Source organism: Sphaerospermopsis sp. LEGE 00249 (assembly GCF_014299995.1).
In the GTDB taxonomy this organism is placed as follows: Bacteria; Cyanobacteriota; Cyanobacteriia; order Cyanobacteriales; family Nostocaceae; genus Sphaerospermopsis; species Sphaerospermopsis kisseleviana.
This window is the reverse complement of the sequence record NZ_JACJUZ010000007.1, coordinates 55,809-75,368: the sequence shown is the minus strand read 5'-3', so window position 1 is coordinate 75,368 and position 19,560 is coordinate 55,809. Positions and strand designations below refer to the sequence as shown.

Annotated in this window: 16 protein-coding genes; 10 read left to right on the top strand and 6 right to left on the bottom strand. The window is 37.8% G+C overall.

What is annotated here, in order from left to right; translation table 11 throughout:
- The first annotated feature begins 130 nt into the window (after positions 1-130).
- The 4 genes from nusA to H5968_RS04340 all read left to right on the top strand — a co-directional run bounded on the left by nusA (position 131) and on the right by H5968_RS04340 (position 6,606).
- Positions 131-1,414 carry a transcription termination factor NusA gene (gene nusA, locus H5968_RS04355; RefSeq protein ID WP_187038934.1) on the top strand — a complete coding sequence of 428 codons (1,284 nt, stop codon included), beginning with the start codon at positions 131-133 and terminating at the stop codon, positions 1,412-1,414.
- Positions 1,415-1,565: 151 nt separating this feature from the next.
- Entirely contained in the window at positions 1,566-1,835 is a 270-nt protein-coding gene (locus H5968_RS04350; protein ID WP_096570286.1) for a YlxR family protein, read from the top strand.
- An 839-nt stretch (positions 1,836-2,674) separates the two neighbouring features.
- Positions 2,675-5,800: a translation initiation factor IF-2 gene (gene infB / locus H5968_RS04345; RefSeq protein ID WP_096572763.1), complete on the top strand. Its 3,126-nt coding sequence runs from the start codon at positions 2,675-2,677 to the stop codon at positions 5,798-5,800.
- 608 nt (positions 5,801-6,408) lie between these two features.
- Complete coding sequence (locus tag H5968_RS04340; protein ID WP_096570288.1) at positions 6,409-6,606, top strand: hypothetical protein; 198 nt, start codon at positions 6,409-6,411, stop codon at positions 6,604-6,606.
- A gap of 130 nt (positions 6,607-6,736) precedes the next feature.
- Here H5968_RS04340 and H5968_RS04335 read toward each other — a convergent pair whose 3' ends face one another.
- The 3 genes from H5968_RS04335 to H5968_RS25050 form a co-directional block, all read right to left on the bottom strand.
- Entirely contained in the window at positions 6,737-8,086 is a 1,350-nt protein-coding gene (locus H5968_RS04335; protein ID WP_187038933.1) for a TldD/PmbA family protein, read from the bottom strand.
- 22 nt (positions 8,087-8,108) lie between these two features.
- Entirely contained in the window at positions 8,109-8,294 is a 186-nt protein-coding gene (locus H5968_RS04330) for a hypothetical protein (RefSeq protein ID WP_187038932.1), read from the bottom strand.
- Between the two features lie 229 nt (positions 8,295-8,523).
- Positions 8,524-9,831: a dynamin family protein gene (locus tag H5968_RS25050; RefSeq protein WP_222620552.1), complete on the bottom strand. Its 1,308-nt coding sequence runs from the start codon at positions 9,829-9,831 to the stop codon at positions 8,524-8,526.
- Positions 9,832-10,169: 338 nt separating this feature from the next.
- Here H5968_RS25050 and H5968_RS04315 point away from each other — a divergent pair, with 338 nt between their 5' ends.
- On the top strand, positions 10,170-10,781 hold the full coding sequence (locus H5968_RS04315; protein ID WP_187038931.1) for a Uma2 family endonuclease: 612 nt from the start codon (positions 10,170-10,172) through the stop codon (positions 10,779-10,781).
- Positions 10,782-10,878: 97 nt separating this feature from the next.
- Here H5968_RS04315 and H5968_RS04310 read toward each other — a convergent pair whose 3' ends face one another.
- Positions 10,879-12,327, bottom strand: a complete 1,449-nt coding sequence (locus H5968_RS04310) for a TldD/PmbA family protein (protein WP_187038930.1) — start codon at positions 12,325-12,327, stop codon at positions 10,879-10,881.
- A gap of 358 nt (positions 12,328-12,685) precedes the next feature.
- Positions 12,686-14,143 carry a cysteine--tRNA ligase gene (gene cysS / locus H5968_RS04305; protein WP_187038929.1) on the bottom strand — a complete coding sequence of 486 codons (1,458 nt, stop codon included), beginning with the start codon at positions 14,141-14,143 and terminating at the stop codon, positions 12,686-12,688.
- A 503-nt stretch (positions 14,144-14,646) separates the two neighbouring features.
- Between cysS and H5968_RS04300 the strand changes: the two genes are divergently transcribed.
- The 5 genes from H5968_RS04300 to H5968_RS04280 all read left to right on the top strand — a co-directional run bounded on the left by H5968_RS04300 (position 14,647) and on the right by H5968_RS04280 (position 18,313).
- Positions 14,647-15,762 (top strand): GTP-binding protein, encoded by a 1,116-nt coding sequence (locus H5968_RS04300; RefSeq protein WP_187038928.1) that lies wholly within the window; start codon positions 14,647-14,649, stop codon positions 15,760-15,762.
- Between the two features lie 152 nt (positions 15,763-15,914).
- Positions 15,915-16,367: a D-aminoacyl-tRNA deacylase gene (gene dtd, locus H5968_RS04295; protein ID WP_187038927.1), complete on the top strand. Its 453-nt coding sequence runs from the start codon at positions 15,915-15,917 to the stop codon at positions 16,365-16,367.
- A 108-nt stretch (positions 16,368-16,475) separates the two neighbouring features.
- On the top strand, positions 16,476-16,811 hold the full coding sequence (psb28, locus tag H5968_RS04290) for a photosystem II reaction center protein Psb28 (protein ID WP_187038926.1): 336 nt from the start codon (positions 16,476-16,478) through the stop codon (positions 16,809-16,811).
- Positions 16,812-16,973: 162 nt separating this feature from the next.
- Entirely contained in the window at positions 16,974-17,543 is a 570-nt protein-coding gene (locus tag H5968_RS04285; RefSeq protein WP_096570302.1) for a Uma2 family endonuclease, read from the top strand.
- Positions 17,544-17,806: 263 nt separating this feature from the next.
- Complete coding sequence (locus tag H5968_RS04280) at positions 17,807-18,313, top strand: MogA/MoaB family molybdenum cofactor biosynthesis protein (RefSeq protein ID WP_187038957.1); 507 nt, start codon at positions 17,807-17,809, stop codon at positions 18,311-18,313.
- A gap of 81 nt (positions 18,314-18,394) precedes the next feature.
- Here H5968_RS04280 and mraY read toward each other — a convergent pair whose 3' ends face one another.
- Entirely contained in the window at positions 18,395-19,498 is a 1,104-nt protein-coding gene (gene mraY / locus H5968_RS04275) for a phospho-N-acetylmuramoyl-pentapeptide-transferase (RefSeq protein WP_187038925.1), read from the bottom strand.
- Between the last annotated feature and the right edge of the window lie 62 nt (positions 19,499-19,560).

Below are 19,560 nucleotides of genomic sequence, written 5' to 3'. Positions count from 1 at the left end.
CTAAAATTGAGATTTTAGATGCAGGGTTTTAGATTCAGGGTTTTAGATACAAATCTAAAATCCCAGATTTAAAATACAAAAAATTGCTGGTTGCTGACATAAAAATTTAAAAATTAAGGAGATGTTGCTTATGTCAATGGTTACTTTACCTGGATTAAAAGATTTAATTGAAAGCATTAGCCGCGAGCGAAATTTACCACGTTTAGCAGTGCAATCATCTATTAGAGAAGCATTACTTAAAGGTTACGAACGTTATCGCCGCGCCCAAAATTTAGAGCGCCGACAATTTGATGAAAATTATTTTGATAATTTTGAAGTAGAACTTGATATTGAAGGAGAAGGATTTCGAGTTCTTTCTACCAAAACAATAGTCGAAGAAGTTACTAATACAGATCATCAAATTTCCTTAGATGAAGTACAACAAGTTGCGCCAGAAGCTCAATCAGGTGATTCTGTGGTCTTAGATGTCACCCCGGATCAAGGAGAATTTGGACGCATGGCAGCCATGCAAACTAAACAAGTGCTGGCACAGAAATTGCGGGATCAACAACGTCAAATGGTGCAAGAAGAATTTCAAGATTTAGAAAGTACCGTTTTACAAGCAAGAGTTTTAAGATTTGAAAGACAATCAGTAATTTTGGCAGTTAGCAGCGGTTTTGGTCAGCCAGAAGTAGAAGCAGAATTACCAAAAAGGGAACAACTACCCAATGATACATACCGTTCCAATACCACCTTTAAGGTATATCTAAAAAAAGTTTCCCAAGGACAACAAAGGGGTCCACAGTTATTAGTATCTCGTGCTGATGCTGGGTTAGTAGTTTATTTATTTGCCAACGAAGTCCCAGAAATTGAAGACGAAGTAGTGCGAATAGTGGCAGTAGCTAGAGAAGCAAATCCTCCTTCCCGTTATGTCGGTCCACGGACTAAAATAGCAGTAGATACACTTGATCGAGATGTAGACCCAGTTGGAGCTTGTATTGGCGCGAGGGGATCACGCATTCAAGTGGTAGTCAATGAATTGCGGGGTGAAAAAATAGATGTAATTCGCTGGTCTCCAGATCCAGCAACTTACATTGCCAATGCCTTGAGTCCGGCCAGAGTTGATGAAGTGCGCTTAATGGATCCCGAAAGTCGGCAAACCCACGTTTTAGTAGCAGAAGATCAACTGAGTTTAGCTATTGGGAAAGAAGGACAAAACGTGAGATTAGCTGCCAGACTGACAGGCTGGAAAATTGACATTAAAGATCAAGCTAAATATGACTATGCCGCAGAAGATGCGAAATTTGCAGCTGTGAGAGCAAAATATCAGGCAGAAAATGATGAAACCGAGATGGAACAACTAGAAGATGAATATCAGGACAAATTAGAATTAGAGAATGATAATTTTGAAACTAACGAGGAAGAGACAGATTAATTCTCAAATGTTTTTTGACAATAGTCTGTTCACTATCAACAGTTCACGGTAAACTAGAAGACATTTGGCAAGTGTGAAAATTAACAAAAACAAATCTGAGGTAAGTATCTCAAGCAAGTAAAAACTGCTCACATGACTGAACAAAAACCCGATGAAACCAAACTATCGGCGTTGTATTAGTTGTCGCCGGGTAGGACAAAAACAAGAGTTTTGGCGGATTGTCCGCGTCTTTCCATCTAGGAAGGTACAATTAGATCAGGGCATGGGGCGTTCTGCCTATATTTGCCCGCAAGCTGACTGCCTACAAGCAGCACAGAAAAAAAATAGATTAGGGCGATCGCTACATGGAACAGTGCCAGAAACACTGTATCAAACATTGTGGCAGCGACTTAGTGAACGCAATCCCCCAAATCAAATTTAATTAAACTAAATATTCTGGTTTGCCCAAGGTAGTCTACTGCCTGATTTCCGGCCAGATCAAAGGTTAAAATACCAGAGAGGCTGTGTCAGACAAAGGTTAAAAGCTAGTTAGTGTTTTCCTAAAAAAAGCTAACAAATGCTCACATTTGATCAAGATTTATGTCTACTCATTGACAAAAAAACTTGAGAATTGAGAATACTAAAGATCCTGTAGCCTGAGAGTCAGCAGACAGGGCAAACAAGAAAATGCTATTATTGATAGGTATTTTAGGTGAGAACCAAGCCTAAATACTTAATAGTAGGGTGAGATAGACCCAATCTGAAAGCCTGTAGACTAGATAGTGCCGACACTTCTAGGAGTTCAGTGAGAGTAGTCGAAACTGATGAAGCAGGAAGGAAAAGCATCAAAGCTTGTTAGCATTAGTTAGCTTTTTGTATCGGATTAGTGCCAAAATAGTAAATGGGTGTAAAAGGCAAGTGGCTCTCTAAAAATGGAGAGAGACGAAGCAATACTCCCAACAAGTTTTACTCGATTGTGTTGTGGAAGACTCAGAATCAGCAAAACAAAAACCTAAAAAATGGCAACCTGGTAGCGTTAAAGCGCAGTTCGGCATCAAGGATGCCCAAAAAAATTTTTTATTGAGAAAAATTTTATGGGGTCCAGTCAACCATCATTCCCGGTGGGGATGCCAGTATTAAACCGAAACATCTCTCTTTCCTAATTATTGGAGGCACCGGCAACATCACCAAGGGCAACCTAAAAAACAGTGATCAAAGGATGGAGATGTCGCAAACCAGGCAACCATCCGTTAAAACTGTAAATTAAAGGGGAAAGAGTGGATGAACAACGGCAAAGTTAGAATCTACGAATTATCAAAGGAATTGAATTTGGATAACAAAGAGCTATTAGCAATTTGCGACCAGCTCAACATCGCGGTCAAAAGCCATAGCAGCACGATTTCAGAAACAGAGGCAGAACAAATTCGACAGGCTGCGGAAAAACTCCCAGCCACGAGTGTCACGCCCAAAAAGGAATTAGGTACAAACAGCCATAAACCAAATTCACAAAAAACTGGCTCCCGAAACCGACCTGCTGCACCCCATAAACAACAAATTTTGGAAATTCGCAAACCCAAAATCTTGAGAAACACTACCTCCAACGCCTCAGAAGCGTCAGTTGCTACCAATAGCCAAGTTGCTTCGTCTGATAGTGTACATGGCGAAGTTACAGCTAATTCTCCATCACCTCCACGGCCTTTCGCTACACCAGTCTCACCCATGAAACCGACGGCACCAACTCGACCTGTACCCCGGAATCAATCTGAGACACCACAGAAACCTGTGGCAGAAACAGATCATAAACCCAATGTCCAAGCAGCCCCAGAAAAAATAAAAGCGGAAAAACCAGAAAAACCGGCTGGTCATCGACCCAAACCGGAAAAACCCCAAAAACCGCAACTGGTTGCTCCACCAGCAAGGCCTGTGGAAGAAAAAGCTTCTGCCACAGAACAGCTATCTCCTGCGGAAAAACCAATTCTCAAACGCGATCGTCAGCAACGGCGTGAAGAGGAAAGAGAACACTCAAAACCCAGGGGCAACAAAGGAACAGCAGAGCAGACACCACAAAAACAGGGTCGCTCAACTCCATCACCTGTGAAACCAGAACACAGGGGAAGTAAATCTGCACCCACACCATCAACTGAGGTGCAACGACCCAGCAGGCCAACACGTCCTGCTGAACCTGTAGCCGCCATGCCTGTAGCCACTCCACCCAAACCAATGTCTGGAGGAGGTAAAAAAGAGGCATTGGTGGATGAGCCGATCGCACCAGCTTTGCTGGATTTGAAACGGCCAACACCACCACGCCTATCTAAAGGTGGGAAGAAGTGGCAAGAAGAAGAAATAATTGACGAAATCAAAGAGAAAGCCAAGGTTGGACCTAAAGGCAAGCGAGCTAAACCCATCCTCGATGATGATTTTGAAGAAGACGACTTACTGGATGAAGAAGGTCTGGAAATTCCAGCCGCAGTCCAAGTCAGCCTGTCTATAGCTCGTCCACCCAAGCCCAAGGCTGCTCGACCTGCACAGCAACCAACATTGGTTACATCTGCACCCACGAAAAACAAAAAGCCTGGTTCCCAACGCGACCAAAATCGCCGTCAGCAGGAAGTAGAAGTTAAGCGTGAGCGTCCAGAAAAACTGGTTGTCACAGGACCAATGACAGTACAAGAGTTGGCGGATGCTTTGGTCATTGCCGATACAGAGATTGTGAAAATCCTGTTTATGAAAGGCATGGCGGTAAGTATCACCCAAAATCTGGATATTCCCACCATTACCCTAGTAGCTAAAGAACTAGAGGTAGAAGTGGAAACGGCTGAACCAGAAGCAGAAGCCCGCAAAGTCACAGAAATGATTGACATTGAGGATCTGGAGCATCTGATTCGTCGTCCTCCCGTGGTGACAATTATGGGTCACGTAGACCACGGTAAAACTACTCTACTGGACTCCATCCGCAAAACTAAAGTGGCGGCGGGTGAAGCAGGTGGTATTACCCAGCATATCGGCGCATACCATGTTGATGTAGAACATGATGGTAAGCAACAACAGATTGTCTTCCTAGATACTCCTGGTCACGAAGCTTTCACAGCAATGCGGGCTAGAGGTGCGCGGGTGACAGATATTGCGATTTTGGTTGTAGCCGCAGATGACGGTGTACGTCCGCAAACAGTGGAAGCGATTAGCCATGCTCAAGCCGCAGGTGTACCGATTGTTGTCGCTATTAACAAGATTGACAAAGAAGGCGCACAACCAGAGCGGGTTAAACAAGAACTGACCAATTATGGTTTAACCGCAGAAGACTGGGGTGGTGAGACAATTATGGTTCCTGTGAGTGCGATCAGGGGCGAAAACCTGGATACACTGCTAGAAATGGTTCTCTTGGTGGCAGAAGTTGGAGAACTTTCCGCTAACCCCAATCGTGTGGCTAAGGGAACAGTCATAGAAGCTCACTTAGATAAAGCTAAGGGTGCGGTTGCTACCTTGTTGATTCAAAACGGTACTCTCCAAGTGGGAGATATGCTAGTTGCGGGATCGGCATTTGGTAAAGTCCGGGCAATGGTAGATGATCGAGGTAAGCGTGTAGAAGCTGCTACTCCCTCCTGTGCGGTTGAGGTACTAGGCTTAAGCGATGTACCCGCAGCAGGTGATGAGTTTGAAGTGTTCGAGAATGAAAAACAAGCACGAGCGATCGCTGCTGATCGAGCCGACAAACAACGTCAATCTCGTTTGTTACAAGGAAGAGTTACCCTCACAACCCTATCGGCTCAAGCTCAAGAAGGCGAGTTGAAAGAACTCAACTTGATACTCAAAGGCGATGTCCAAGGTTCTGTAGAAGCTATTATCGGCTCTCTCAAGCAAATACCTCAAAACGAAGTACAAATTCGGATGTTATTGGCTACTGCGGGAGAAATTACAGAAACAGATATCGACTTAGCTGCGGCAAGTAACGCTGTCATCATTGGCTTCAACACTACTTATGCTAGTGGTGCTAGACAAGCTGCCGATGAAGCAGGTGTGGATGTGCGGGAATACAACATCATCTACAAACTACTAGAAGATATCCAAGGAGCTTTGGAAGGTCTACTAGAACCAGAGTTAGTGGAAGAACCTTTAGGACAAACAGAAGTCCGTGCTGTCTTCCCAGTCGGTCGTGGCGCAGTTGCTGGTTGTTATGTACAATCTGGAAAACTGGTTCGTAACTGTAAAGTGCGAGTTCGTCGCGGCAGTAAGGTGATCTACGAAGGTGTTCTTGATTCCCTCAAACGGATGAAAGAAGATGTGCGCGAGGTCAACTCTGGTTATGAATGTGGTATTGGTATTGATAAGTTCCATGACTGGGCTGAAAATGATATCATCGAAGCTTACCAAATGGTAACTAAACGCCGTACCCTGACCTTAACTAAGTAGTCTTGAGTACCAACTTTTGAGTGCTGAGTAAATTGATGAGTGTTGAATGGATATAGGTTTTATTTCAACATTCACATACATAAATCTCAGCACTCATATAGCAGGTGGCAGGTGACAGGTGACAGGTGACAGGTGAGAGCGAAGAGATAAAAGAAAAAAATAACTATCTATCACACAGATAAAACAGCTTAAAACCCATAAGTAAGTTGCCATAAAAAAAACTGAGGTATATTACAAAATGTAAAATCGCTAAAAGCCTCTTGCCTCTTGCCTTGCCACAACGATAAATTTCAACGCCCACTTACTTAGTTAAAAATCTTTTGGTTAATTTAAAAAGCTTATTTGGCAGAATTTTACCGAAAATATCCTTAGTTTTAGTGATCAATCACACAGAATTTGTTGCTGTGTAACCGTTATCTTGAGAAAAGATTAAATAAGATTGCAAAATTTTCGGGGTAGGTATGGATCACCTCCTGCCCCATTTAAAAAATGTTAGATTTAGCTTATTTGGTTTCTTTGTTGTCGTTCTAGGCAAAACAATAATCCATTTCAAGTCTAAAATCTAAAATTGTTTGACTCTAAAATTGAAAAACGAGGAATGAGGAACTATGGCTCAAATTTCAGCTTCTATCACCGGCCAGCTTTCTCGTGATGCTCACATTTGGCAAAACCTGAAGTATGCCATTTCTGCTAGTTCCGGTTTCCAACGCTGGCAACTAGAAAGTAATGCTCAGTTAAAGGGTTTGCGCCTAGAACAGCAAGTACAACGGTATTTACGAGAAACTTTAGAAACTTTAGCTTATTAAGAAAACAACATTTTTCACAATAACCAGGTATAAAAGGAGTCAGGAGTCAGGAGTGATTGATTTTGGATTTTGGATTTTGGATTTTGGATTGTTTTTGTCAACTCTAATCTAAAATCTAAAATCTAAATTTTTAGTAACTATATGTGAAATCTTCCACCAGCATTCCTGGAACTAAAGTACCACCTAATTGACGACTTTCATAAGTACCGACTTCGGGAATAAATTCTTGAAAGTTGGTTAAGTCAACTAAATTTTCTGATCCCCAACAGCGATAAAGACTTTCATCAAAACGGAGGTTTTCTATAGGTGCAACTATTTCTCCGTTTTCTACCCAAAAACAGGCATAACGAGTCATACCTGTAATTCTAGCAGTTTGGCGATCGCTCCAATTTAAATAATGCAAATTAGAAACATACAACCCAGTATCTAAACTGCGTAAAATATCAGCAAAAGCTAAATCACCTGTCTTTATTTCAGGAGAACGTAAAGTTTCTGAACTATTAGCACCATTGGCAGGTTTATTATATTCCTTAGCTGTGCGAGAATTAACTAAACTATTTACCAAAACACCATTTTCTATTAAAGTTAATTCCTCTGGTGATATTTCTCCTAAATTATTAAATCTGGGAACTAAACCAGATGTGAAATTTTCTTTTAAAACGAATTTAGATGAAAGTTGTTTTTCCTGACGTGATAAAGCAGCTAAAGCACTATTTCCCTGTTGGATAGAAGCTTCACTAATAGCACCCCAAGAAAGCATTCCCAATAATTCTGCTACCGCAGCAGGAGCAAAATAGGTTTTATAATTTCCTCTGGGTAGTTCTTTGGGTTGACGAGACAATAAAGCTAATTGTTTTTTCCCATCATTTATCTTATCTACATAAGCAGCTTCATCCCATGCACTACCAGCAAAAGTACCTTTTACCGCTTTTCCTGATTTGATAATTAAAGAATAATCTAAATTAAAAGAATCAGTTGCGAACCAGTGTTTTTGCCCATTAGAATCACCATAACCTCTAATAATCACTCCCCCAGCATAAATACCAGTAAAATCTAAATTAGCAACCGATTCTAAAATAGAATTAACCACATTTTCCGGTGCTAATAATTTACCTGTATGTACTTCTCTACTAACATTATTTCCTGTAGGTAAAACCAAATAGGGATCAACAGGTAATAGATGTAATTCTTCTCGTAAATCTTGTAAAGCTTGGTATGCTGTTTGCCAATCTATATCCCAGTTACCAGTAAAAGGAAATTTACAGAAACTACTGCGCTGATTTTCCATTAAAGTTAGGGTAATTGAACCATCAGCAACTAGTCCTGTTTGTCTAACTTTAGCATGATTAAAACGGGTAAATTGACTTCTTTCGCTGTTAAGTCTGACGGTAAAATGTTCGCTATCTGCTTTTTTTGCAAGCAGCATTTCTATCAGTTGATTAAAGTTACTTTCTAAGATTGATAATTCTTCAATTTGCATTTTCATTTTTTTAAAAGTCGCTTTAAATGTTCTCAGTATCAATATTTAATTCTCGCAATTTTGCCGCTAAACGTTCTGCTCTTGCGTCTGCTTGTGCTGCTCGTTTAGCTTCTTGGTTTGCTCTTTTCTCTGATTTTACTGCTTTCTTAGTTTCCTCTTCTGCGGTTTCTTCTAGTGTGCAGTTCTGTTTCCACTGGTGGTTCATCACTATATAAATCACTAGGGGGAAATGTGACCTCTGGGGAGATGTCTTTTGTTTGTTCTAAGTCTTGTGCAATCATCATATTGATATAGCATCAAGTAGTTATTGGTTGATTGTAGCATTGATTATACATTTGGTGGTAATTCAATTTGCATAATCTGAAACCGTTTTAGAGACAATTCATGAATTATTCCTACCATAAATGATTACTTTTTAGTGCAATAGATAATTGTCGTCATTTATCACTAACTTCTAAATTAGATGTTTGAGATTTTAAATTATTTGGTATTTCCGCTAATAAAAGTGGATTTCCTTGTAACCATTCATTTAATGCTACACCAGTCCAAGTTCCTTCTTTCTCTCTAAAACTATCAACTAAATTCTGGAGTTCTTGACGATAATAAGACTCAAAACCCGCAGCGTCAAAAATTGCATAACGCAAATATTCAGCAAAAGCATTAATATCATTTTCTACTTCAAAAACTACAGCTTGTTGTGCAGGTATCAGTTCACTAACAACATCCATTGCTATTTGCGCGACAACTTCTGTTACTCCTAATATTTGTTGGCGAATTTCTGGGTTAAAAAGTAAATCAGAACCATATTTTATATATCTTTTGAGAACACTATAAGCCTGTTCTTCTCCTGTGTAATAGTTATCTACAATTTCAATATCTACTCCCAAATTTTTGATGATTTTATTGCGAGTATCACTATTAACTGGTCTGCGAATTAATGCTTCTGCTACTGGCCGCGCAAAACGTAAAAATAACACACTTAAACTATTTTCTAATTTGGATAAAAAATAGTCTTCTGAATTTTCAATTAATCTGGCTTTTACTTGACTACTTCCCCATAATAAACTTTTGACTTTTTGAGAATCGGTTTCTGCACTGTTATAAGTAACTATACATAAAGCCTCTCGACATTGTTTAATCACATTCGCATTACCTTGATCACCCACATAAGCTAACCCAGGTAAATCAAGAATTCTAACTTTTGTTCCTTGTGGTAATTGTAATTGAGATTCTTTTAATAGTCGGAAAGGATAAAAAATAGTAGATTGTGGACAGGCTAAATTAGGTTGTGTTTCTCGATTTTCGATATAACTTATCATCGCTTGATAAAGCAATTGATAAATTTTTTCTTCACTAATTCCTTTCCATTCTCCACACTCCCACAAAGCACCTGGTGTTTCATGAATGATCAGAGATTTTTCTTTACTATATTCAATTGTCACTGCTCCTGCACTCATTTCACTAACTGCAACGGGAACAATTTCTGCACCACATAATAAATTTACCAGGGTGCTTTTACCACTACTGGTAGTTCCCGTTGTAGCAAGAGTAAGGGTAGGATTTTGTAATTCGTAAACGAGTTGAGTTAATGCTGTTTCTAATTTATCTGACAGTTCTTGTATTTCCGGTTGATAACTCTCTGGTAAATGCTGAGATATTTCCGTATGAAAGTTATTCCAGTATTGTGCGAGTAGTTTGGCTTTAAACTCGATTTCTTCAAATACCTTATATACTTGATTACTCATATAGTTTTAACTGTTAGTTTTATTTTTTACTGTTTAAACATACCTTTATATCTTATACATAGTAATAACCTGTGTCAAGATTGAAACAGGTTTAAATTTTAATTTTTTGTGTCTTTTTTATAAAAAGATAATACTTATTTTGAAATATTATGTAGATAATTAAAGTTGTGTAAACAACGACTTGGGAATAAATAACCAAGATCACTGAAACAAATTGAGGAAATAGAAACAGCAATTCAAGATAATGAGAAGATTGTAAATTACATCCACACAAACAAAACCTTGGGAAATGAGATAAAATAATAATATGATAATAATAATTATTCAAGAGGTGAATCATGGTTCAAACAATAATTAAACCAGTAACCTTTGAGGAATTTATCGAATGGTATCCAGATACAGGATTACGCTATGAATTACATAATGGAGTAATTGTTGATATGAACCCACCATTAGGAGATCATGAATTAGTTATTGGTTTTTTAGTCCGTAAATTATCAGCAGAATTAGATAAACTTGATCTTCCTTATCTCATACCTAAAACAACATTGATTAAATCATCAAGTTCTGAATCGGCTTTTTATCCAGATATTTTATTACTAAATCCTGAAAACTTAGTTAATGAACCTCTGTGGAAAAAAGAATCAACAATTACTCAAGCTGCTTCTGTTCCTTTAGTAATAGAAATTGTTAGTAGTAATTGGCAAACAGATTATTCGACTAAAACTAATGAATATGAATTAATGGGTATTCCTGAATATTGGATTGTTGATTATGCTGCTTTCGGTGGTAGAAGGTTTATTGGTAATCCTAAACAACCCACGATTTCAGTTCATACTTTAATTGATGGAGAATATCTAGTTAATCAATTTAGAGGAGATAATTTGATTGTATCCCCACTATTTCCAGAGTTAAAATTAACTATTGCGGATATTTTACAAAGAATATAATGATCTGGTGTTGTTGCAGATCCCCGACTTCTAATATTAACTTATAAGTTGTAAAAATTAAGTAAATAAAAAGTCGGGGATCTTATTTAATCGGTCTCTAACCACCACCAAAAACTTCTACATTTGCAAATACACAAACAGGTGAACCATGTCCTACCCAAATAGTTTGATTAGGTTCTCCTTTTCCACAGAATGGTGTACCGTACATTTGCCAATTTGCATCATTACCAACTTTAATTAAACTGTGCCAAAATTCGGGCGTAGTAGCTCTATAATTAGGATTACGCAAGGTTTTAGTGAGTTTACCGTTTTCAATTAATTTGGCATATTCACAACCAAATTGAAATTTATGTCTTCTATCATCAATTGACCAAGAACGGTTAGACTCCATGTAAACACCATGTTCTATATCCGCTATCATTTCGGAAAAATTTGCGTTTCCTGGTTCTAAATTTGGTTCTAAATTTAAGTTAGCCATTCTATCAATGGGTGGACGATTCCAAGAAGTAGCACGCGCACAAGCTACCCCTGGCAAACCAGAACGATTTTGACTTTCTAAACTGCCTAAACCTCTTTGTAAAATGCCATCTTTAATGATATATTCTCTGGTGGCTTTTGCTCCAGTATCATCAAAACTATAACTGGCAAATTCACCTTCAACGGTAGGATCAAAAGTAATATTCATTAAAGGTGAACCGTATGCTAATTTACCAAAATCTTCGGGTTTCACAAAACTACCACCAGCGTAGTTGCGCTCATCTCCTAAAATGCGGTCAATTTCTAAAGGATGTCCCACACTTTCATGAATTTGCAGCATCATTTGATCTGGTGCTAAAACTAAATTAGTGCGTGTATTTGGACATTCTGCTGCTGTTAATAATTCTAATCCTTGTTCAGCAATTTGTTGGACTCGATGCCATAAATTATCTTGTTTTAATAGTTCCCATCCACCTTGATAACAATTAGCGTGCATTCCGTTATTACTACGTTGTTGCACAATATTACCATCTTGGGCAATAACACCAAAATGGTTTCCTAAAGAAATGATTTTTTGATAAACTTCTGAACTGTTACTGCTAACAAACCAAGTTTCTTTTTCAGATGTGTTAATATTGGCTACGGTTTTGACAATTTTATCACTAATTTTTAAGCTGTGACAAATTCTCATTAATAAATCATTTATTTCCTTTGGACTGATAGAATTTAATGGTTTAAAAAAGGGTGAGTTATATTCACCGACGACTTTGGGACGGGTATTTTTACTAAAGGGATATATCCAAAATTCACTTGCTGCAACTGCTTGTTTATAAGCTATTTCTGCGGCATTTTGCAATGATGATAATGTTAAAGAGTTGGTAGCAGCATAACCCAAACTACCATTAACCATCACTTCTATCATTGCTCCCATTGTTAATGATTTACCGTTGCTTTGGGGTAAACCATCTCTGACAAAATGGGTTCTGGTTGTTTCTTTGACTGCACGAATACCGATCCAATCAGCAGGAATGTTAAAATTAGATATGGCGGTTGTTAGTTCTTTCCACATAGGTTAAATTGAAAATTAAAAAATTCAAAGTTAAAAATCTGTTTTTACATTATAAGTTATATATGGTGTAAAGAATAATAAACCACAGAGGACACAGAGGAAAAGAGTTTCTGAGATATTGGTTAGTTGTGAATAATTTTTCAAGAGAATGAACCACGTTCAGCGAAGCTGTTCCCGCAGAGTAGGACGCAAAGAACACGAAGGAAGAAGAGAAGAATAGGGGGAATATTAGAATGAGAAATGAGTAAGATTCAATCATCTTTTTTGTCTTTACCTCTGTGTCCTCTGCGTCTGGAGCGGTTCGTTTAAAAAATCATGTTCACAACTCAGATGACGATGCTTTGTTAATTTTTAATTTTTAATTTCTCCGTTGCCAGCGTGTACCTTCTTTGCTATCAATTAATTCAATTCCTTGGGCTTTGAGTTCATCTCTGATTCTATCAGATTCGGCAAAGTTTTTGGCTTTTCTTGCTTCCTGTCTTTTTTGAATTAATTCCTCAATTTCTGCATCACTTAAACCATTAGTTTTTGTTTTTTCTGCTTCTGGTTCGGCGGTTAAACCTAAAACTTCTGCTAATGTAGTTAAGGTTTGCCATTGTTTAAATAATTCATCGGCGGGAGTTTCTGTTTTTCCTTGATGAACAATGATATTTCCTTCTTTTCTCAGTTCTTTAGCTAATTCAAAAATAACCGCTAACCCACCAGGAAAATTAAAATCATCATCCACTGCATTAGTAAATTTTTCACCTTCTGATTTATCAATGTTGGCGTTATTTAGTTCCAGATTTTCCCAACCTAACTTTTCACCGTGTTGATGTCCAAAAAGCAGACCTTCCTTAATAGTATGCCAGCCGTTTGTTGCTGCTAAAATTGCTTCATCTGTGAAATCAATGGGTTTACGATATTGTGCCATTAACACAAATAATCTTAATGCCATTGGGTCAACTCCACGATCTAATAAATCGCGGATTGTGGTAAAATTGCCTAAAGATTTAGACATTTTTTCACCATCAACTTTAACCATGCCATTGTGTAACCAATAGTTAGCTAAAGGTTTACCGGTTACTGCTTCTGATTGGGCAATTTCGTTTTCATGGTGTGGGAAAATTAAGTCAGCACCACCAGCATGAATATCTATGGTATCACCCAAGCGATCGCGCACCATTGCAGAACATTCTATGTGCCATCCGGGGCGGCCTTTTCCCCAAGGTGACTCCCACGCAGGTTCGGAAGGTTTTGCAGCTTTCCACAAGGCAAAATCAAAGGGATCTTTCTTTTTCTGATATTCTGGATCTTCTACGTTTACTCTTTCGCTTGCACCTGCTTGTAAATCTTCTAATTTCCGTCCTGAAAGTTTACCGTACTGATCAAACTTTCGCACCGCATAATAAACATCACCATCAGCAGGATAAGCAAAACCCTTGGTTTCTAAATCATGAATTAATCTTTGGATACCATTCATGGTATGAGTTGCACGAGGATATTCATCTGCTTCTTTTATCCCCAAACGTCCCATATCTTCAAAATATGCCTGGATATAGCGTTCTGAGACCGCTTCCATTGTTGATTTTTCTTCCCGTGCGCGGTTAAGAATTTTATCATCAATATCCGTGAAATTCTGGATATACCGCACATCATAACCAATAAATTGTAAATAGCGACGCACTACATCCCAAACAATACAAGCTCTAGCATGACCCAAATGGCAATAATCATAAACCGTCACACCGCAATAATACATTTTTACCTTACCAGGTTCGACGGTTTTAAATTCTTCTTGACGACGGGTGAGAGTATTGTAAATAGATAGGGTCATAATATAAGGGATAAGGCAATCTAACGATTAGCAATGATAGCGTATGTAGTGAGTAACCGGATAGGTGAGACAGATTAAGTTACAGATACAGTAAAAAGCGATCGCTCTTATCATCTATGATATCTAAATATAGTTCTCTAGTTGATTTCCAGTAATATCATGTAATATAGTTGTCAGAGTTAGGTAACTTATGATTCTAGCTTTACCCAGAACTAAACAAGTAAATTTTGCAGAGTTGGCGTAATTTAACCCAAGATCAAAATGATTTAACTTTATATTTAGGTTTAGGTATAATTTCTGATATTGCAAATCTTCAAACAACAACTATTGCTATTGAGAATTGCATCAATGAAAACATCACCTTAAGCAATTTATAAATGATTGAAAAAAATGATAAAATAACTAGCTAACAAACACTTCCCAAGTGACAATTAACAGCTACTGGGATTTTTGCAAATCACGCTAACATTCAACACTTCTGACTCAAACCCTACTTCATAAATATGACATCAGCAGTTACTTCAGAATCTCACGTAATGGAAGCAACCAAACAGGGATTACCTGTTACCATTATCACTGGTTTTCTTGGCAGTGGTAAAACTACCTTACTAAATCATATTCTTACTAATCAGCAAGGTGTAAAAACTGCTGTTTTAGTTAACGAATTTGGCGAAATTGGTATTGATAACGAATTAATTGTTTCTACAGATGATAATATGGTGGAACTTAGTAATGGTTGTATTTGTTGCACCATTAATAATGACTTAGTTGATGCTGTTTACCAAGTTTTAGAACGGGAACAAAAGCTAGATTATCTAGTAGTTGAAACTACAGGTTTAGCAGATCCTTTACCTGTAGCAATGACATTTTTAGGATCTGAATTGCGAGATTTAACCCGATTAGATTCAATTGTCACTGTAGTAGATGCGGCAAATTATAGTTTGGATTTATTCAACTCTCAAGCTGCATTTAGTCAAATTACTTATGGTGATGTAATTCTGCTCAATAAAACCGATTTAGTTGATGAAGCTGCTTTAAATTCATTAGAGAAAAAGATTAATGATATTAAGGAAGGTGCAAGAATTATCAGAACTAAAAATTCTCAAGTTCCACTTCCTTTAATTCTCAGTGTTGGGTTATTTGAATCTGATAAATATTTTGATTCAGAAACTGATGAACATGATCATCATAATCACGATCATGATCATTCTACCTGCGAACATGAACATCACGACCATGATCATTCTACCTGTGGACATGACCATCACGACCATGATCATCACCACTCTGATCACTTAGAAAATGATGGTTTTACATCCATATCTTTTCAAAGTGATAAACCTTTCTCGATTAGAAAATTTCAATATTTCTTAGATAACCAACTACCCACAAATGTCTTCCGCGCTAAGGGTATTATGTGGTTTGAAGAAAGTCCTCAACGTCATATTTTCCACCTGTGCGGTAAACGCTTCACTATTGATGATGATCAGTGGAAAGGTGAAAAGAAAAATCAACTGGTTTTGATAGGTCAAAATTTGGATCAAGAGACTTTACTTCAGCAATTAGAAAATTGTCTGTGTTTACCTTCAGTTAGCAAAGGTAAAGGTTTCGGAAAATAGGTAGATCAGATCCCCGACTTCTTTTATGAGTGTTTTAATAAATTGTAAATTGATCGTAGAAGTCGGGGATCTGCGTATCGTCATTAGTCATTAGGACGAAAATTATGAACTCCTGACTCCTGACTCCTGACTCCTCGATCTCCTAAATTAATATGCGCGTTATTGTTCAAAGAGTTAAATCATCCCAAGTAACTATAGACGGGGAAATTGTTGGTAAAATTGGTCGAGGTTTAAATTTACTTGTGGGTATTTCCAATACTGATACTGCTGCTGAAATTGATTGGATGGTGCGTAAATGTTTAGAATTACGTTTATTTCCCGATGATGAAGGTGGTGATAAATGGCAAAAATCTGTACAAGAAATTAATGGGGAATTATTAGTAATTAGTCAATTTACATTATACGGTGATTGTCGTAAAGGTCGTCGTCCTTCCTTTGACCGTTCTGCTACACCCACATTAGCAGTAGATTTATATAATCGCTTTGTATTAAAATTACAGGAAAGTGGTTTAAGGGTAGAAACTGGTAAATTTGGCGCGATGATGCAAGTTGCAATTGAAAATGATGGACCAGTTACTTTAATTTTGGAAAAAGAAGCTATTTAGCGACACCCACCCAAAATGAAAAACAGATTTAATCAAGATAGCCAAATCGCTGCTATATGATGAGAGAATATTAACCTAAAGATCATAAAACTTAAACAAACATTCATCATGGCAAAAATCCAATTTTCTAGAGGCATTGACGAACCAGTAGTTCCAGAAGTAAAGTTAACAAGATCACGTAGTGGTGATAGTGGAACAGCAACATTTACTTTTGTAAATCCCCAAGCCTTCAGTGAAAATAGTACAGAAGAAATTACAGGGATGTATATGATTGACGAAGAGGGGGAAATTATCACCCGTGAAGTCAAGGGTAAATTTGTGAATGGTAGACCAGAAGCAGTAGAAGCGGTTTACCTGATGAAAACTCCAGAAGAATGGGATCGCTTTATGCGCTTCATGAATCGGTACGCTGAAGAGAATGATTTAGGATTAAGTAAATCTTAAATCACTTAGTGGTGATTGGTGATTGGTAATTGGTGATTAGTGATTGGGTTATCAACACTCCACACTTCGCACTCCGCATCCTGCACCCCATCACCCGATTTAATTAGGTTGTTAAAATAGTAAATATCTAGTAAATATCAGCAGTTTCTAGGAGTAATAATCATGACAGTTGCAACTGCTAAAAAAATGACTTTTGAAGAGTTTCTACAATTTGATGACGGTACAGATAATTTATATGAATTAGAAAATGGAGAATTAATTGTTATGCCTTTTGAAAGCGAACTAAATCGGCGCATAGCCACATTTTTATTAATCTATTTTTCTAAGTTAGGTATTCCCTATTACCGCTTGAGTATGAAAACAGAAATAGCTGTAAATAGTAAAATGGTGGGGGTGCGTATTCCTGATTTAGTGATATTTTCAGAAGAATTAGCAGAAGAAATGAAAGACGCTACACGCTCTTTAATTTTAATGGATATGCCACCTCCTTTATTAGTAGTTGAAGTAGTCAGTTCTAACCAAGAAAATCGTGATTATCGTTATAAACGTTCAGAATATGCAGCGCGGGGTATTGCTGAATATTGGATAGTTGATCCCATGCAGAAAAAAGTAACAATTTTAGAATGGGTAGAAGGTTTTTATGATGAGCATATTTTTACTGATGATATGGTGATTTCTTCACCTTTATTTGCTGATATTAAGTTAACTGTGGGTGAGGTTTTACAGGGATAGAAATTAATGAAAACTTTAGCAGTAGTAGAAGCTACACTAACCCGATAATTCAAACACAACTGAAGTATTTGTTCTTAGATATAGATAATCAAAATATAACATTTCTTCTTCCTTCCTTCTTCCTTCTTCCTTCCTTCTTCCTTCCTTCTTCCTTCGTGTTCTTCGTGCCTTCGTGGTTTATTAAATCGGTATTATTCAGGTAGGAAGGGAGTAAACTATAGCAAAATTAATAATAGTAATTGCATTTTCTATATTCATATATGATCAAATCACATCCACATCCAGATACAGAAAATATCACAGTAAAATGTGCAGTTGTTACCGTCAGCGATACCCGCACATCAGAAACAGATAAAAGTGGAAAATTAATACAGGATTTATTATTATCTGCTCATCATTTAATTGCAGATTATCAAATAATCAAAGATGAACCAGACAAAATCCAAGCGTATATAGAAAGTATCAGTAAAAATCAGAATGTAGATGTAATTATTTTGAATGGTGGTACAGGAATAGCACCTAGAGATACTACTTATGATGCGATCGCTAATTTATTAGAAAAGACTTTACCAGGTTTTGGCGAAATATTCCGTTTTCTCAGTTATCAAGAAATCGGTTCTAGAGCGATCGCTTCTCGCGCTATTGCTGGTATTTATAGAAATCAACTGATTTTTTCCCTACCTGGTTCTAGTAACGCTGTCCGTTTAGGAATGGAAGCTTTGATATTACCAGAAATCGTGCATCTTGTCAAGCAAATGCAAACTGAATAAACAACCAATAAAAACAAGATCCCCGACTGCTCAAAAAAAGTCGGGGATCTAGGCTGAATTATGGATAGTTTGTTAAAAATCTCAAAATTTAATGCTTGTCAAGCATATAGTAGCCAAAATTGCAGCAATGATATAAAACGCACCAACTACTTGCAATTCTGTCCAACCAGATAATTCTAAATGGTGGTGTAAAGGGGCCATTTTAAATAACCTTTTACCTTTTCCATCTGGTCCCTTGGTAGCTTTGTAATAACTGACTTGTGCCATCACAGACAGAGTTTCCACAAAGAAAATACCGCTGAGAATGAACAAGGCTACTAAACTATTAGTAAGCAGTGCTACAGCAGCCAACGCACCACCCAAAGCCAGAGAACCTGTATCACCCATAAAAACACGGGCTGGGTTGCGGTTATGGGCTAAAAAGCCTACACAACTACCACTCATAGCTGCACAGAATATCATCAAATCAGGTGAAGTGGGTGCAATTAAAGCGCCTAAAGCAAAAATGGCGATCGCCACCGTTCCCCCAGCCAACCCATCAATACCATCAGTTAAATTAGTAGCATTGCTTTCTGCAACCAACACAAAACCAGCCACAGGCCAGAAAAGTAAACCCAGAGGCAAAGATAAACCAACCCAAGGCAAGGCAATATTTGTTATACTAAAATCTCTGTTAAACATCATCCAGACACAGAAACCAGTTGCAAAAACAATCTGCAAAGCCAATTTCATCTTTGGAGATATACCTTTATTTGATTTTCGATGCAAAATTTGCCAATCGTCGATCCAGCCTATTAAGCCATAGCTGAGAGTTAACACAGAAACAGCAAGTACATCCTGAGCAAAATTAGACAAAATACAAGCAACTGTTACAGCTACAGGTATGAAAAAGATCCCCCCCATAGTCGGAGTACCAGCTTTTTTCAGATGCGCTTGCGGTCCATCTTCCCGAATTATTTGTCCTGTTTTCAAAGCTTGTAGCAACGGCACAACCCAAAAACCAGCAGTACCAGCGCCTACAGCACATAGAAAAAACGGCATAGTCAGCGAATTAGCTTGCCAGAATACTCTATGTCCTAGCCCATCTAAAATCAATGCAGCTGTAGTCAGCGAGAGGGCTAACAGAGAGGCCAGCCCAATTCCAGAAATGTTTAATCCTTGGTTTGGAGATAATTTAGCGTCCACAAAAAATTTCCCTTCACTCCACACTTTTAAAAAACCGAAAACCGAAACTATTTATCAAACCC

What these genes read in the sequence shown, in the direction of transcription:
- cysS (WP_187038929.1), bottom strand. Translation starts at nt 14,143, where the DNA reads ATGACCCTATCTATTTACAATACTCTCACCCGTCGTCAAGAAGAATTT.
- infB (WP_096572763.1), top strand. Translation starts at nt 2,675, where the DNA reads ATGAACAACGGCAAAGTTAGAATCTACGAATTATCAAAGGAATTGAAT.
- H5968_RS04285 (WP_096570302.1), top strand. Translation starts at nt 16,974, where the DNA reads ATGACAGTTGCAACTGCTAAAAAAATGACTTTTGAAGAGTTTCTACAA.
- dtd (WP_187038927.1), top strand. Translation starts at nt 15,915, where the DNA reads ATGCGCGTTATTGTTCAAAGAGTTAAATCATCCCAAGTAACTATAGAC.
- H5968_RS04315 (WP_187038931.1), top strand. Translation starts at nt 10,170, where the DNA reads ATGGTTCAAACAATAATTAAACCAGTAACCTTTGAGGAATTTATCGAA.
- H5968_RS25050 (WP_222620552.1), bottom strand. Translation starts at nt 9,831, where the DNA reads ATGAGTAATCAAGTATATAAGGTATTTGAAGAAATCGAGTTTAAAGCC.
- H5968_RS04340 (WP_096570288.1), top strand. Translation starts at nt 6,409, where the DNA reads ATGGCTCAAATTTCAGCTTCTATCACCGGCCAGCTTTCTCGTGATGCT.
- nusA (WP_187038934.1), top strand. Translation starts at nt 131, where the DNA reads ATGTCAATGGTTACTTTACCTGGATTAAAAGATTTAATTGAAAGCATT.
- H5968_RS04300 (WP_187038928.1), top strand. Translation starts at nt 14,647, where the DNA reads ATGACATCAGCAGTTACTTCAGAATCTCACGTAATGGAAGCAACCAAA.
- H5968_RS04310 (WP_187038930.1), bottom strand. Translation starts at nt 12,327, where the DNA reads ATGTGGAAAGAACTAACAACCGCCATATCTAATTTTAACATTCCTGCT.
- psb28 (WP_187038926.1), top strand. Translation starts at nt 16,476, where the DNA reads ATGGCAAAAATCCAATTTTCTAGAGGCATTGACGAACCAGTAGTTCCA.
- H5968_RS04350 (WP_096570286.1), top strand. Translation starts at nt 1,566, where the DNA reads ATGAAACCAAACTATCGGCGTTGTATTAGTTGTCGCCGGGTAGGACAA.
- H5968_RS04335 (WP_187038933.1), bottom strand. Translation starts at nt 8,086, where the DNA reads ATGCAAATTGAAGAATTATCAATCTTAGAAAGTAACTTTAATCAACTG.